Source organism: Bacillus sp. DE0042, assembly GCF_007680225.1.
GTDB classification, from domain to species: domain Bacteria; phylum Bacillota; class Bacilli; order Bacillales; family Bacillaceae_G; genus Bacillus_A; species Bacillus_A wiedmannii.
Genome location: NZ_VEJP01000018.1, coordinates 1 through 15,617 on the forward strand (window position 1 = coordinate 1; position 15,617 = coordinate 15,617).

The window sequence follows — 15,617 nt, forward strand, 5'->3', positions numbered from 1 at the left end:
TAAAAATAAAAATTGACGTTTCACGTTGTTTGTTTCGTTCAGTTTTCAAAGAACTACTTGGTCGCTCATTTGCGACTCCCTTATGTTAACATCTTCGTTAGTTAATGTCAACTAAGTTTTTCGTTTCGTTTACCGCGTTCTGCGTTATTGCATCGGCGACTTGTTCTATATTACACCTCTAAACCTTAATCGTCAACATGTTTTTCTAAAAAAATATAAAAAGGCTTATTTCTTTTAAAATAAGCTTTTTTATCAAATATCATTCTATTCATTTATTATTTTTCTATAATTGGTAACGAGACGATAAACTGAATAATACCACCCTCATATTCAGCTCGAATACTACCACCTTGCAACTCAACAATACTTTTCGCAATCGCTAATCCAAGTCCCGACCCTTCTGTTACTCTACTTCTAGATTGATCTTTCTTATAAAAGCGTTCAAACAAACTCCCTAACTCTTCTCTCGTAAACTCTTCACTATGATTCGCAATTACAATTTGTATATCCCGGCGCTGCCTTTGAAGAGAAACTTTTATCTCCCCATCATCTTTACTATACTTAATCGCGTTCATTAATAGATTATCAAATACACGAACCATCTTTTCCGAATCAATCGCCGCATAGGTACGTTCCTCAGGAAACTTCTTAACAAACGTAAGTCCATGCTCTTCCGCCTGCGGTACTAACTCTTCTATTAATTGCTCCAATAACTCATTTATACAAACCTCTTGTTTTTCTAATATAACTTGCTCGTTTGTTAACTTCGTATACTCAAATAAATCTTCTATTAAATTTTTTAACTGCTCCGACTTTGCAAAAGCAATTCTCGTATATTCATCATGTTGTTCTTTATTTTCATATTTAGAATCTCGAAGTAACCGCAAGTAACCCATTATAGAAGTCAATGGTGTACGTAAATCGTGAGATACATTCGTAATAAGCTCATTCTTTTGCTTCTCTAATTTACGTTCCTTTTCTATATTATTCATAAGCTCTTCCGCCATATTATTAATATTCTCGGTTAAAGACGCAATCTCATCTTCACCTTTCTTCTCAATACGGTACGCTAAGTTACCTTTTTCTATTTCCTTTACACCTTGTGCCATCGCTTCAATTTGCTTCATCTTTCTCTTTGTTATATAGAAGAAAGAGAAAATAAATACAAGTACACCTATGAAAAATGGAAACGGTCCTTCTTGCGTATCATATATTACTTCACCTTCCGGAATCCCACTAACAAACATGTATAAATTCTTATCTTCTATTGTAATAGGTGCAAAAGCTATAAATTCTTTTCTCGTACTTTCAAATTCTTTTCTACCATTCATATAATTAATCGCAAACGATGATGCATTACGAATTGTATTATGCAAATCAATTTGTTCTTCTTGCGCCTGCTTCGTCTTATATAAAACTTTTCCACTCTCGTCAGTAACCAACACTTTTAAAGCTCTAGAGTTTTGTTCTAAATTTTGATTCTCTATTTCAATCATACTTGATATAGCTTCTAATTTATTTTCATGAACTGAACTATTTGCCACACTTTGAGCTTGTTGATTAATTTGCTCCATACCAGACCGATAATCGATTGTCGCCTGCCGATTCGCATTCTCAAAAAAAGGTGCTGCTGCTTTTGCTGACAAAATCCCTAACAACGCACAAGCAGTAAACGCAGTAATAAGTTGAATGCGTACACTCCGCTTCACCCTCTTCACTAGCTTTTCAATTAATTCTCTAGTTTTCCTAATATAAGTAAATGGATTAAATATCTTTTTCAATCTTATATCCCACTCCCCATACAGTTTTTATATATCTAGGCTTCCTTGGATTCTCCTCAATCTTCTCACGCACTTTCCGAATATGAACCATTACCGTGTTATCCGACTGGAAAGATCTTTCATTCCAAACCTTTTCATAAATTTGTTCCGCACTAAAGACCATACCCGGGTTACGAGCTAGTAATTCTAAAATTGAAAATTCCCTCGGTGTCAGTTTCACTTCTTCTCCATCCACAATAACTTTATGGGTTGAAATATTTATTTTCATCTCTCCAATTTCTAACTCGTCCTCATTTTGAATAGCAAAACCATTCATCTTCATATAACGACGTAACTGAGATTTAATTCTTGCGATTAACTCTAACGGATTAAATGGTTTCGTTACGTAATCATCTGCACCTGTTGTTAATCCTAAAATTTTATCCATATCTTGCGTTTTCGCAGAAAGCATAATAATTGGCATTTCTTTCGATTCTCTTACTTTCATACACATATGGATACCATCTACCTTTGGCATCATAATATCTAATACGACTAGATGTACTTCATTTTCTTCTAGTAAACGTAATCCTTCTTCTCCGTCTCCTGCTTGCAATACTTTATATCCTTCATTCTTTAAATAGATTGTAATAAGATTCCTAATTTCTTTTTCATCATCTACGACAAGTATTGTTTCGGTTGCCACAATATCTCCCCCATCACTTTTTTAATCCCTAACTTCTATTATAGGAAAACTTCTGAAGAAAAACGCTCGGAAATCCTTAAGATTTTCTGAAGACGCAAAAAAGGTCTAGACTCCCCTTAAGTCTAGACCTTTCAAAAAACCCCTTTTATTTACGAACGTAGATGAAATATAGTACGAATAAAACTCCCATAACATACATAATTGGATGAATCTCTTTACGACGACCACTTACTACCATTGTAATTGGATAGAAGATAAACCCGATTGCAATCCCTGTCGCAATACTATACGTAAGTGGCATTGAAATGATTGTAAAGAATGCTGGTACTGCAATCTCGAATTTCTTCCAATCAATTTCGCCTAAAGATGAAACCATCAAGATCCCTACAATAATTAATGCTGGCGCTGTTACAGCTGGTGTTACAACGCTTAATAATGGCGAGAAGAATAGTGCCAGCAAGAAGAATCCTGCTGTTACAACTGCTGTAAATCCAGAACGTCCACCCGCTGCTACCCCAGCAGAAGATTCAATGTAAGACGTTGTTGTTGATGTACCTAAGATTGCACCGATTACAGTTGCAATCGCATCTGCAAATAATGCTTTTCCTGCACGTGGTAATTTATTGTTCTTCATTAATCCAGCTTGATTCGCAACCGCTACAAGTGTACCTGCTGTATCAAAGAAATCGATGAAGAAGAACGTTATAATAACAATCACCATTTGAACAGTGAAAATATCTCCGAAGTGAGTTAACGCCACACCGAACGTTGGTTCTAGACTCGGTATTGCTCCCACTACCGCTTTCGGAGTATCAATTAATCCTGTCGCTACTCCTAAGATTGCTGTAAGAATCATACCGTAGAAAACTGCACCATTTATTTTCTTAATCATGAAGATGATTGTCGTAACAACCCCGAAGATTGCTAGTAACGTTGTGCCCTTTGTTAAATCCCCCAACCCAACAAGAACAGCATCATTTTTCACGATAATTCCGGCATTTTGGAATCCAAGGAAAGCAATGAACAATCCGATACCTGCCGCTACTGCAAACTTTAACTCTGTTGGAATTGCATTAATGATTTTTTCACGAATACCTGAAGCTGTAAGAATAATAAAGATAATACCTGACATTAATGTTCCAGCAATTGCTGTTTGCCACGGAATACCCATCGTTAACACTGCCGTATAAGCAAAGAACGCGTTAATTCCCATCCCCGGCGCCAAAGCAATCGGATACTTCGCGAAGATCCCCATAATTAACGAACCAATCGCCGCTGCTAATGCTGTAGCAACGAATACTGCACCTGGATCCATTCCTGTACCTGCTGGTAACCCTTTAACATTTCCAAGTGACAGCGTAGCAGGATTGACAAATAATACATAAGCCATAGATAAAAATGTCGTTAAACCTGCTATGAACTCTGTTTTATAATTTGTACCGAGTTCATCAAACTGAAAATAGCGTTTCATCTTACGTTTCCCCCGTTATATGATTACTCGCCGTAATCTCCCTAGCCCTCTTTTATCTATTAAAAATAAAAAAGGCTTCCATTGCATATACATGGAAGCGTTCTATGAATAAAGACAAGTTTCCCCTCATCTTTATCTAAACGCCTCGTAGTCAAGCCATTTACGGTAGCTAGGTAGAAACTTTCGGGCCATATCCCCGATATTATACGACGGCATAATATTCACTTTTCGTTTGAATTACATACTCATATTAACTCGATGAAGTAGTTTTGTCAATTTAAAAGCGAACATTTTTATAAACTTTTATACTTTCGTTCGTATTAAGAGTAAAAACACAAAAGATCCATCTATGCATGAGCACTAGATGGATCTTTTTTTATAATACTATTCCCACTCAATAGTTGCTGGTGGCTTACTTGTTATATCATACACGATACGGTTAACGTGTTTTACTTCGTTTACGATACGTACAGAGATTTTCTCTAATACGTCCCAAGGGATACGCGCCCAGTCAGCTGTCATACCGTCGATAGATGTTACTGCACGGATACCTACTGTGTAATCGTAAGTACGCTCGTCACCCATAACACCTACGCTACGCATACCAGGAAGCGCAGTAAAGTATTGCCAAACTTCGCGGTCTAAGCCCGCTTTAATAATTTCTTCACGTAAAATCGCATCAGATTCACGAACGATTTCTAATTTCTCTTCTGTGATTTCACCTAATACACGAATACCAAGACCAGGGCCTGGGAACGGTTGACGCCATACGATTTCATCAGGAATTCCTAGTTCTGATCCTAATACACGTACTTCATCTTTAAATAACGTGTTTAAAGGCTCAATTAATTTGAACTGCATGTCTTCTGGAAGTCCACCAACGTTATGGTGAGATTTAATTGTTTGTGCAGTTGCTGTACCACTTTCAACGATGTCCGTGTAAAGTGTACCTTGCGCTAGGAAGTCCATTCCTTGTAATTTAGAAGCTTCATCATCAAATACGTAAATGAATTCATTACCGATGATTTTACGTTTTTGCTCTGGATCTTCTACACCTTTTAACTTGTTCATGAAGCGTTCTTGTGCATCCACTTTAATAACGTTCATGTGGAAGCCTTCGCTGAATGTTTTCATAACGCCTTCTGCTTCACCTTTACGAAGTAAACCGTGGTCAACGAAAATACATGTTAATTGGTCGCCGATTGCTTTATGAATTAATACTGCTACAACAGAAGAGTCTACACCGCCGCTAAGTGCGCATAGTACTTTTTTGTCTCCAACAGTTTCACGGATTTTCTCTAATTCTACTTCGATAAAGTTCTCCATGTTCCATCCTTCAGAACAACCACATGCGCCGAATACGAAGTTTTTAATTAAATCGTTACCGTGCTCAGAGTGACGTACTTCTGGGTGGAATTGTACACCGTATAAGTTTTGCTCTTCATTGCTCATACCAGCAATCGGACAAGACTCACTTGTCGCATCTACTACGAATCCTTCAGGTAAACCAGTTACTAAGTCACCATGGCTCATCCATACAACTTGCTCTTCTGGAAGGTTCGCATATAATTTTGATTCGTTCTCTACTTTAAGAACAGCTTTTCCGTACTCACGGTGGTTTGCACGTTCTACTTTCCCACCGAAGTGTTGCGTCATAAGCTGCATACCGTAACAAATACCGAAGATCGGTAATCCTAGTTCAAAGATTTTTTCATCACAATGTAATGCGCCTTCACCGTATACACTATTTGGTCCACCAGAGAAGATAATCCCTTTTGGATTCATTGCTTTAATTTCTTCTGCAGTAATTGTATGTGGATGAAGTTCACTGTATACACCGAACTCACGAATTCGACGTGCTATTAACTGATTGTACTGACTCCCAAAATCTAAAACGATAATTGTATCATGCTGCTTCTTCAAAATAATCACCCCAACGTTAGTTCTCGTATATAAATATTTTCACCAATTTGGCAAAAAGCATTACTAATATAATAAAAAAAGCCAGTCCTCCGCCTCTAGTCTCATAACAAAGAAAAGGCAGGGGTCTGGCTTTATAAAGAAAGATAGTCTTCCGCTCTTTATAAATATAAGACGCACTGCCTTCATAGTCAGGTTGTTTACGGTAACCCGGTAGAGACTCTCAAACCATATCATCGAGGATATATGAAGGATTGTTTTATATTATCTTCCTAGATTCTAACAATGAAGTATCCGTATGGTCAAGAGAGAAAGCGACAAAATTCTACAGAAATTCATTTCCTTTTCTAAAAAACATAAAAAAACATCCATTTCTATATAGAAATGGATGTTTTTCGAGCAAACGGAATTACATCATTCCGCCCATACCGCCCATGCCCATGCCGCCCATGTCAGGCATTGCTGGTGCATTTGGTTCTGGCTTGTCAGCTACTACAGCTTCAGTCGTTAAGAACATAGCTGCAACAGATGCTGCGTTTTGAAGTGCAGAGCGAGTTACTTTAGCTGGATCTACGATACCAGTTTCAAGCATGTTAACCCACTCGCCAGTAGCTGCGTTGAAACCAACGCCTACTTTTTCGCCTTTTAGACGCTCTACAACTACAGATCCTTCTAGACCAGCGTTGATTGCGATTTGACGAACTGGCTCTTCTAGTGCGCGAAGTACGATGTTGATACCTGTTGCTTCGTCGCCTTCAGCTACGATAGAAGCTACTTTCGTGTATACGTTCATAAGTGAAGTACCACCACCTGCAACGATACCTTCTTCTACTGCTGCACGAGTTGAGTTAAGTGCATCTTCAATGCGAAGTTTGCGCTCTTTTAACTCAGTTTCAGTTGCTGCACCTACTTTAATTACTGCTACGCCACCTGCAAGTTTTGCAAGACGTTCTTGTAATTTTTCACGATCGAATTCAGAAGTAGTTTCTTCTAATTGCGCGCGGATTTGGCCAATGCGAGCTTCGATTTGTTGTGAATTTCCGATACCTTCTACTACAGTTGTGTTTTCTTTCGTTACAACAACTTTACCAGCGCGTCCTAAAGATTCAATTGTAGCAGATTTTAAGTCACGACCTAATTCTTCAGTGATTACTTCGCCACCAGTTAAGATTGCGATATCTTCTAGCATTGCTTTACGACGGTCACCAAATCCAGGAGCTTTAACAGCTACTACATTGAATGTACCACGAAGTTTGTTCACTACTAATGTAGCTAAAGCTTCGCCTTCTACGTCTTCAGCGATGATAAGAAGTGGTTTACCTTGTTGTACCACTTGCTCTAATACTGGTAAGATTTCTTGGATGTTAGAAATCTTCTTATCAGTAATTAAGATGTATGGGTTATCAAGAACCGCTTCCATTTTGTCAGAATCAGTAATCATGTAAGGAGATGCATATCCACGATCAAATTGCATACCTTCTACTACGTCTAATTCTGTTGTAAATCCTTTAGATTCTTCTAAAGTAATAACGCCGTCGTTACCAACGCGCTCCATTGCTTCAGCGATTAATTGACCAACTTCTTCGTCAGCCGCAGAAATAGCAGCTACTTGTGCGATAGAAGATTTACCTTCGATTGGTTTAGAAATCTCTTTTAATTCTGCAATTGCAGCAGTAACAGCTTTTTCGATACCTTTACGAAGACCCATTGGGTTCGCACCAGCTGTTACGTTTTTAAGACCTTCACGAATCATAGCTTGTGCTAATACAGTTGCAGTTGTCGTTCCGTCACCAGCTACATCATTTGTTTTGCTAGCAACTTCTGCTACTAATTTTGCACCCATGTTTTCGAATGCATCTTCTAATTCGATTTCTTTTGCGATTGTTACACCGTCATTTGTAATAAGTGGTGAACCGAATTTTTTCTCAAGTACAACGTTACGACCTTTTGGTCCAAGCGTTACTTTAACTGCGTTTGCAAGAGTGTCGACACCGCGAAGCATCGAACGACGTGCTTCTTCACTAAATTTAATATCTTTTGCCATAATAATTGACCCCCTTGAATTTTTTAAGATTTATATAATTAACCGATAACTGCTAAAATGTCACTTTCACGTAAAATCAAGTAGTCAGTACCTTCATATTTTACTTCAGTACCTGCATATTTTGAGAAGATGATAAGATCACCTGCAGCTACCTCTAAAGCAACACGCTCACCATTTTCAAGCACTCGACCAGTACCTACTGCAATAACTTTACCCTCTTGTGGTTTTTCTTTTGCAGTGTCTGGTAATACAATACCACTTGCTGTTTTTTCTTCTGCTTGAACAAGCTCAATTACAACGCGATCACCTAATGGCTTTAGCATGAACAATAACCTCCTCATTTTGTTATGTAAATTTTATTTATTAGCACTCAAGTCACCCGAGTGCTAACACACTTATAATAATAAATAATCTCAATTTCTTTTGCAAGTAAAAAAATCATAATTTTTTCGCAAATTAAGCTATACACTTTTCTATATAGAGTCCCTCTTCTTCTACCTTTACTATATGAATCGTTGTTTCCACTACTCGTATGTTACAATATGAAAGGACACCCTAAGTTGTTTTCGCTATACACACAACTTTCTCCTGTCTTCTATTATAATTTCAAATAAGGATTTACGAAAAAAACATAATTTAAGTGAAGTTTATATCGTAGGTAGCATACTTACATGTTATCCTACCTTATCTCATACACTAGAGTTAGAAAGGATGGTTAAACCATTTGAAAAAACAATATTGGTGGGTTATCGTTACATACATTTTAATGCAGTTATCATCCATTGCTGGATTACCACTTCTGCTGAAAACTGGACTTTATGATAACAGAGGATTTACTAGAGAAGAGAAATTTCAACTCATAACTGGCCACTGGGCAATCATTAGCTTCTTTATTGCATTATGTATCGTACTTTGGTTACTTAGAACAGATATTCGTGACAGACGTTTAGATACAATGCGCTCTACTGTTCCAGCTACGATTGGTTGGATTTTTATTGGGTTCTTCCTAGCATTTTTCTCACAAAGTATTGCCGGTATGATAGAAATGCGTGTATTAGGAATTAAACCTGGATCAGAAAATACAGCAAGACTTATGGATATCGCAAGAACGACACCTTGGTTCCTTATCGTTATCTCTATAATAGGACCTATTTTGGAAGAAATCGTATTTAGAAAAATTTTATTTGGTACACTTTATAAGAAGTTTAACTTCTTTATTGCTGCTATCATTAGTTCTCTTGTATTCGCAGCAATTCATTTTGATTTCACTCACTTATTGGTATACACTTCTATGGGACTCGTATTCGCCTTTTTATATGTAAAAACGAAGCGTATTATCGTCCCTATCGCGGCTCATGTTGCAATGAATACATTAGTTGCAGTTGCTCAAGTTTTAATGAGCAATGAACAAATTCAAGAAATGATTAAAGAAGCTGAAAAAATGCAAGGCTTTATCGGAGGATTTTTAGTATGAGGAACTCACCATTGTTCATGGCTGCATTGTACTTCCTTCTAGGATGTATCTTTACACGCTTCGCCATTACGAACGTAACAGATACAATCTGGAATATGTGGACAATACTATTTGCAGTTATGGCAACAATTGATTTTAATTTGGCACTTCGCCTTATCTTAGTTAAATTCACAAAGAAAAAACAATAATAAAACGCAGAGGTCGCTTCCTCTGCGTTTTATTGTGGATAATTCTTTAAAAAGTAAACAAGTGTTTGTAACTCTACCGCTAAATCAATATGGTGAATTCTTATATTATCTGACACATTTAAGCGCGCTGGTGTGAAATTTAAAATACCATGCACGTTCGTTTCTGCCAATCTATCTGCTACAGATTGTGCTACTGTAGCGGGTACTGTTAATATTGCCACTTGTATATCAGTTGATAAACGTTCTTCTAATTCATCTAAATGATATACAGGAATGCCCCCGATTTCTGTCCCGACTTTCTCTTCACTAACATCAAACGCCATTTCAATTTTTGTATTATTGTTTTTCGTGAAATTATAATGTAAGAAAGCGGTCCCTAAATTACCTACTCCAATAAGTGCTACACGTGTTATATCATCTTGGTCGAGTGTTTCACGGAAAAATGATAATAAATAATTTACGTTATATCCATAACCTTTTTTCCCTAACGCTCCAAAATATGAAAAATCTCTTCGAATCGTTGCGGAATCAACTTTTACCGCTTCGCTCAATTCGGCTGATGAAACACGTTGCTTACCAGAAAGAGATAAGTTTTGGATAAATCGATAGTATAGAGGCAATCGTTTGGCAGTGGCCTGTGGAATTTTTTGCTGATCCATATAACCTCTCCTCTCTTCCTATCTTTATTCATATACTTGAATCAAATACAGAAGTTTAGCACTCATGAATTTCCCTGTATAATAAAGAGAAGAAGTATTCTCTCTTTATTTTAAACTATACACTATTTTTAGTATGATTGAGAAATATAAACATGGCAAAGTTAAGAAATTATTTGAGGTGAAAACATTGATTTTATTACAAGTAAACGCGCTTACGAAATTATACGGTGCAGAAACGATTCTTGCAAACATAAAATTAGAAGTTCAAACGAAAGATCGTATCGCATTAGTCGGACGAAATGGGGCCGGAAAATCTACATTATTAAAAATAATAGCTGGTGAGCTATCTCATGATGGTGGCGAAATTATAAAACCGAAAGATGTCTCAATCGGATATTTAGCTCAAAATACCGGGTTAGAAACATCTTTAACAATTTGGGATGAAATGTTAACCGTCTTTACACACTTGCAGCAAATGGAGACAAAACTTCGAAGGCTAGAGCAAGAGATGGGAAAAGAAGAAAACTTTTCAAACGAGGCTACATATGAAAGATTATTAGCTGATTATGACCAATTGCAATTAGATTATAAAGATCAAGGTGGATATCAATATGAAGCAGATATTCGCTCGATTTTAAGTGGTCTTGGCTTCCCAGTTGAAACGCACCAGACGACGATTTCTACATTAAGTGGTGGACAAAAAACACGATTAGCTCTCGGTAAATTATTATTAACGAAACCAGACCTACTTATTTTGGACGAGCCTACAAACCATTTAGACATCGAAACATTAACATGGCTTGAACAATATTTACAAGGCTATCCTGGCGCAATACTAATCGTTTCTCATGACCGTTATTTCTTAGATAAACTCGTTACACAAGTATATGAAATTTCGAATAAAGAAAGCAGACGATTTGTTGGTAACTACAGTAAATATTTAGACTTGAAATCAGCATTATACGAGCAAGACATGAAACGTTATGAAAAACAACAAGATGAAATCGCTAAGCTTGAGGATTTCGTTCAAAAAAATATAGCTCGCGCATCTACGACAAAACGTGCTCAAAGCCGTCGTAAACAATTAGATAGAATGGAATTATTGACTAGACCTTTAGGTGATTCTAAGTCAGCATCCTTCCACTTCGATATCGAAAAACAAAGTGGAAATGATGTTTTACAAGTAAAGGATGCAACTATCGGCTATGATGATGATCCGATTATTGAACATGTAACTATGCGCTTAACTCGCGGGGATAGCGTTGCTTTAGTTGGTCCAAACGGAATTGGGAAATCCACATTATTAAAATCACTTGTGAATAAGTTACCACTATTAAATGGTGATGTTTCTTTCGGATCCAATGTATCTGTTGGTTATTATGATCAAGAACAAGCAAACTTAACATCTTCTAAGCGAGTTTTAAATGAGTTATGGGATGAATATCCACTGCAGCCCGAAAAAGAAATTCGCACGATATTAGGTAACTTCTTATTCACAGGGGATGATGTACTAAAACCAGTATCTTCTCTTAGTGGTGGACAAAAAGCTCGATTAGCTCTTGCAAAACTTATGATGCAAAAATCGAATTTATTAATTCTCGATGAACCTACGAACCATCTTGATTTAAATAGTAAAGAAATTTTGGAGAATGCTTTAATTGATTATCCAGGCACCCTTCTATTTGTTTCACATGACCGCTACTTTATTAATCGTGTAACGACGACCGTTGTTGAGTTGTCAACAGAAGGTGCACAAGAGTATTTAGGCGATTACGATTACTATGTGGAGAAGAAAAATGAAATGATTGAACGTGCAGCATTTGAACAACAAGAACAGCAAGAAAACCAAGCACCTGTTCAAAAAACTGTAGCTCAAGAAAAATTAAATTATCTCGAAGAAAAAGAGCGTAAACAATTAGAACGTCAACGCACTCGAAAAATTGAGGAGCTAGAACAAAATATTTTAGAATTTGAAGAAGAAATTGCTACGTTAGAAGATCAACTTTGCTTACCAGAAATATACGCAGATTATGAAAAGGCTAGTGAAATTACAACGAAAAAGCAAACACTACAAGAGCAACTTGATGCTTGTATGGCAGAATGGGAAGAATTACATTTATAAGAGTATGAATAAGAAGGATGTCTCATAAGTCGGGATTTTTGACTATGCGACATCCTTTTTATCTTCTAGCTGGGGTATAAACGATTCGACACGACATACCGATTTACCGACAAAGTTTGACAATGTTGGCTCGCCCCTATAATAAGGGCACATTTCAAAATGTTTTTTAGAGATATCTTTTTGCGATTTATTTCCCAAAAAAGAATACATTCAAAGGTCAGACTTCACCTACTTTATCCACAGGTTTATACACATATCCACCTTTATAAAATAAACCCCAAAATAACTTTTCCACATTATCCACAACTAACAAAAAAGTTATCAACATTTTATATACACAATAAAACCCATATTATCAACAGATAATATGGGTTTTATCCACAAGCTGTGGTTAATTTTGTGTATAACTATGCTTCAATATCTAATCCTGGATTTGCATTTAAAGCTAATGTAGCACGTTTTCCTTGTTCATATGCAATTGTACCTGCGGCTGCAATCATCGCTGCATTATCGGTACATAAAGATAGTGGAGGAATAATTAGCTCAATATTTTCTTTTGTCGCAAATTCCGCTTCCAAACGTGCGCGAAGTCCTTTATTCGCAGCTACTCCACCAGCAAGAAGCAGTTGCTTTACGTTATACGCTTCTGCTGCACGAGATGCTTTCGTTACAAGCACATCTATTACACTCGCTTGGAAACTTGCTGCTAAATCTTCCGGTGCAATTTCTATCCCGCGTTGTTTTGCGTTATGCACAGTGTTGATAACTGCTGATTTCAATCCACTGAAACTGAAATCATACGAATCAGGTTCTAGCCATGCACGAGGCAAATCGATTGTCGGTTCCCCTTCATGTGCAAGGCGATCAATGTGAGGACCACCTGGATATGGCATGGATAACGTTCGAGCTACTTTATCATATGCCTCTCCAGCTGCATCATCTCTTGTTTCACCAATCACTTCGAATGAACCATGTTCTTTCATATAAACAAGCTCCGTATGTCCACCAGATACAACAAGTGATAGTAGTGGGAATTGAACTTCTTTTACTAAACGGTTCGCATAAATGTGCCCAGCGATATGATGAACACCCACTAGAGGAATATCATGTGCAAAAGCCACTGCTTTCGCTGCATTTACCCCTATTAAAAGCGCTCCTACTAACCCAGGTCCTTCTGTTACAGCAATTGCATCAATATCATCAAATGTGATATTTGCTTCTTTTAAAGCTTCTTCTAACACAACTGTAATTTCTTCTACATGATGACGGGATGCAATCTCTGGTACAACTCCGCCAAAACGTTTATGACTTTCAATTTGTGATGCAACGACATTCGCAATAATTTCCGTTCCATTTTTAACAACTGCTACTGCTGTTTCATCACAACTTGTTTCAATACCAAGTATAATCGTATTTTTTTCCATTATATATTCACCCACATTACGAGACCATCTTCCTGATTGTCTGCATAGTATCGTTTACGAATTCCACCATTTTGAAATCCGTATTTTCTGTATAACTGTTTTGCTACTTCATTTGATACACGTACTTCAAGCGTCATCGTTTTTACCCCTAAATCTTTCGCTTCGGAAATAACTTCTTTCAATAAAGCATCCCCTAGCTTTTGACCTCTGTATTCTGGCAAAATAGCTATATTTGTTATATGTGATTCATCAATAATTATCCACAATCCACAATACCCAATTACACGACCATCTTTTTCTAGCACAACATAATGTGCATGTTCATTCGTCGTTAACTCACGGTGAAAGGCATCTGCAGTCCAAGGAGTTGAAAAAGACGCTTCTTCAATAGCTACAATTTGAGCGATATCATCGAGTTCCATCTTTCTAAATATCATATCCATCTTCTGGAGACTCCTACTTGTTTTGACTTTCTAACCACTTTGTTTCAGCTTCAGCTAAACGAAGATAACTAGGAACAAATGAATGTACATCTTGTTCTTCTTTTTGTAACCCTAAGAAAGCTAACTCACTTGGTCTTGGGTTATTTTTAGTGAAGGGAGCAAATACAGCTTGTTCGCCTAAATGTTCGATAATCGTCTCTTTGTGCAGTTTAACATCGTTACCAATAAATAAAACAGGCTTTCCTGCATCTTTTAACATTTGCAACCAGTCTACAATAAGGATGATTCGGTCTTCTTCTATAGAATTTAAATGCTCTCCTTCATATGTATATAACCCAGTATAAATTTGTCCGCGTCTTCCATCAAATAAAGGACAGATCAATCCATTAAAATTAGCACCGTTTGCAGCCACTACTTCTAAACTTGATACACCTACAATTGGTATTTGAAGTGACCAAGCTAATGTTTTTGCAGCTGTCACACCTATACGAACACCTGTATATGATCCAGGTCCAGCAGCTACAACGATTTTAGTTAATTCTTTCGGTTTTACACCACATTCTTTTAACAATTTCTCTACAGCTGGCATAAGACGTACAGAATGATTTTTTGTTAAGTTTGTAATGATTTCCCCAATTACGTTTCCTTCCTCAATAAGGGATACACCCATTACGTAATTTGAAGTATCAATTGCTAGTACTTTCATCTTGTAATAGCTCCTCACATAATCTAATATATCGATCTCCAATTGGCTCGAGTACAATTTTCCTTGTATCATCTCCAGCATGGAATAAACTAATTTGTAACTTCTCATTTGGTAAAAATGCTTCTATTAAATGAGCCCATTCTACTACGGTAATTCCTTCACCGTAGAAATACTCATCAAAACCTAAGTCCTCTTCACTTTCCGCTAAGCGATACACGTCCATATGATATAGCGGCAATCTCCCTTTATATTCTTTAATAATATTAAAGGTAGGACTATTTACAACTCTTTTCACTCCAAGACCTTTTGCTAGCCCTTTTGTAAAAGTTGTCTTACCAGCCCCTAGATCTCCTTCTAAAATAATTACATCTTGTGCACCGACAAGTCCACCTAGTTTTTCTGATAATCTTTGTGTTTCCTCAGAAGAGTTTGTTGTTATTTCATATTTACTCACAGACTTCACCTACTTTACTCACAATGTTCTCTGCTCTTTATTATACAGGTTTTGAATATATAAAAAAGTCCTTAGGAGTTTTCCTAAGGATAGTTTGACTGTCTTTATTAGTTTTTTGTTAAAACAAATAAAAAAATACGAAACAACATGTTTCGTTCTTTTCTTTATATAAAATGGCGGTCCCGACCGGGGTCGAACCGGCGATCTCCTGCGTGACAGGCAGGCATGTTAACCACTACACCACGG

The 15,617-nt window shown here is 37.0% G+C and carries 14 protein-coding genes and 2 riboswitches; of the genes, 3 read left to right on the forward strand and 11 right to left on the reverse strand.

Features of this window, described 5'->3' with window-relative positions; translation table 11 throughout:
- Positions 1-275 precede the first annotated feature (275 nt).
- The 6 genes from FS802_RS30290 to groES form a co-directional block, all read right to left on the reverse strand.
- Positions 276-1,781: a sensor histidine kinase gene (locus FS802_RS30290; protein WP_000719225.1), complete on the reverse strand. Its 1,506-nt coding sequence runs from the start codon at positions 1,779-1,781 to the stop codon at positions 276-278.
- Positions 1,765-2,466, reverse strand: coding sequence for a response regulator transcription factor (locus tag FS802_RS30295; RefSeq protein WP_000190041.1), 702 nt, complete (start codon positions 2,464-2,466; stop codon positions 1,765-1,767). The genes FS802_RS30290 and FS802_RS30295 overlap by 17 nt, the downstream gene beginning before the upstream one ends.
- Before the next feature lie 145 nt (positions 2,467-2,611).
- Entirely contained in the window at positions 2,612-3,937 is a 1,326-nt protein-coding gene (locus FS802_RS30300) for an NCS2 family permease (protein WP_000833102.1), read from the reverse strand.
- Between the two features lie 128 nt (positions 3,938-4,065).
- A riboswitch (purine riboswitch) is annotated at positions 4,066-4,167 on the reverse strand.
- Positions 4,168-4,321: 154 nt separating this feature from the next.
- Positions 4,322-5,860, reverse strand: coding sequence for a glutamine-hydrolyzing GMP synthase (gene guaA, locus FS802_RS30305; RefSeq protein WP_000743915.1), 1,539 nt, complete (start codon positions 5,858-5,860; stop codon positions 4,322-4,324).
- A 165-nt stretch (positions 5,861-6,025) separates the two neighbouring features.
- Positions 6,026-6,127: riboswitch (purine riboswitch) on the reverse strand.
- A gap of 139 nt (positions 6,128-6,266) precedes the next feature.
- Entirely contained in the window at positions 6,267-7,901 is a 1,635-nt protein-coding gene (gene groL, locus FS802_RS30310; RefSeq protein WP_001029984.1) for a chaperonin GroEL, read from the reverse strand.
- A gap of 38 nt (positions 7,902-7,939) precedes the next feature.
- Positions 7,940-8,224: a co-chaperone GroES gene (groES, locus tag FS802_RS30315; RefSeq protein WP_000917306.1), complete on the reverse strand. Its 285-nt coding sequence runs from the start codon at positions 8,222-8,224 to the stop codon at positions 7,940-7,942.
- A gap of 401 nt (positions 8,225-8,625) precedes the next feature.
- On the opposite strand from groES, the gene FS802_RS30320 reads away from it, so the two are divergent.
- Positions 8,626-9,375 carry a CPBP family intramembrane glutamic endopeptidase gene (locus tag FS802_RS30320; RefSeq protein WP_000745348.1) on the forward strand — a complete coding sequence of 250 codons (750 nt, stop codon included), beginning with the start codon at positions 8,626-8,628 and terminating at the stop codon, positions 9,373-9,375.
- Positions 9,372-9,563 carry a YdiK family protein gene (locus FS802_RS30325; protein ID WP_001246201.1) on the forward strand — a complete coding sequence of 64 codons (192 nt, stop codon included), beginning with the start codon at positions 9,372-9,374 and terminating at the stop codon, positions 9,561-9,563. The genes FS802_RS30320 and FS802_RS30325 overlap by 4 nt, the downstream gene beginning before the upstream one ends.
- Before the next feature lie 29 nt (positions 9,564-9,592).
- Here the strand turns inward: FS802_RS30325 and FS802_RS30330 are convergent, their stop codons facing one another.
- Positions 9,593-10,222 (reverse strand): redox-sensing transcriptional repressor Rex, encoded by a 630-nt coding sequence (locus FS802_RS30330; protein ID WP_000372703.1) that lies wholly within the window; start codon positions 10,220-10,222, stop codon positions 9,593-9,595.
- Between the two features lie 187 nt (positions 10,223-10,409).
- Between FS802_RS30330 and FS802_RS30335 the strand changes: the two genes are divergently transcribed.
- Positions 10,410-12,344, forward strand: coding sequence for an ABC-F family ATP-binding cassette domain-containing protein (locus FS802_RS30335; protein WP_000602168.1), 1,935 nt, complete (start codon positions 10,410-10,412; stop codon positions 12,342-12,344).
- Positions 12,345-12,751: 407 nt separating this feature from the next.
- Here the strand turns inward: FS802_RS30335 and tsaD are convergent, their stop codons facing one another.
- The 4 genes from tsaD to tsaE are packed head-to-tail and all read right to left on the reverse strand — an operon-like array spanning position 12,752 to position 15,371.
- Positions 12,752-13,768, reverse strand: a complete 1,017-nt coding sequence (tsaD, locus tag FS802_RS30340; RefSeq protein ID WP_000414581.1) for a tRNA (adenosine(37)-N6)-threonylcarbamoyltransferase complex transferase subunit TsaD — start codon at positions 13,766-13,768, stop codon at positions 12,752-12,754.
- Positions 13,768-14,211, reverse strand: a complete 444-nt coding sequence (gene rimI / locus FS802_RS30345; protein ID WP_000367199.1) for a ribosomal protein S18-alanine N-acetyltransferase — start codon at positions 14,209-14,211, stop codon at positions 13,768-13,770. Before rimI ends, tsaD begins: the two co-directional genes overlap by 1 nt.
- Before the next feature lie 13 nt (positions 14,212-14,224).
- Positions 14,225-14,917 carry a tRNA (adenosine(37)-N6)-threonylcarbamoyltransferase complex dimerization subunit type 1 TsaB gene (gene tsaB, locus FS802_RS30350; protein WP_000865750.1) on the reverse strand — a complete coding sequence of 231 codons (693 nt, stop codon included), beginning with the start codon at positions 14,915-14,917 and terminating at the stop codon, positions 14,225-14,227.
- Positions 14,898-15,371, reverse strand: coding sequence for a tRNA (adenosine(37)-N6)-threonylcarbamoyltransferase complex ATPase subunit type 1 TsaE (gene tsaE / locus FS802_RS30355; RefSeq protein ID WP_000049636.1), 474 nt, complete (start codon positions 15,369-15,371; stop codon positions 14,898-14,900). Before tsaE ends, tsaB begins: the two co-directional genes overlap by 20 nt.
- Between the last annotated feature and the right edge of the window lie 246 nt (positions 15,372-15,617).

Excerpts from the sequence above, each read along its gene's own strand:
- FS802_RS30300 (WP_000833102.1), bottom strand. The coding sequence starts at position 3,937 with ATGAAACGCTATTTTCAGTTTGATGAACTCGGTACAAATTATAAAACA.
- groL (WP_001029984.1), bottom strand. The coding sequence starts at position 7,901 with ATGGCAAAAGATATTAAATTTAGTGAAGAAGCACGTCGTTCGATGCTT.
- groES (WP_000917306.1), bottom strand. The coding sequence starts at position 8,224 with ATGCTAAAGCCATTAGGTGATCGCGTTGTAATTGAGCTTGTTCAAGCA.
- FS802_RS30325 (WP_001246201.1), top strand. The coding sequence starts at position 9,372 with ATGAGGAACTCACCATTGTTCATGGCTGCATTGTACTTCCTTCTAGGA.
- FS802_RS30330 (WP_000372703.1), bottom strand. The coding sequence starts at position 10,222 with ATGGATCAGCAAAAAATTCCACAGGCCACTGCCAAACGATTGCCTCTA.
- tsaD (WP_000414581.1), bottom strand. The coding sequence starts at position 13,768 with ATGGAAAAAAATACGATTATACTTGGTATTGAAACAAGTTGTGATGAA.
- rimI (WP_000367199.1), bottom strand. The coding sequence starts at position 14,211 with ATGGATATGATATTTAGAAAGATGGAACTCGATGATATCGCTCAAATT.
- tsaB (WP_000865750.1), bottom strand. The coding sequence starts at position 14,917 with ATGAAAGTACTAGCAATTGATACTTCAAATTACGTAATGGGTGTATCC.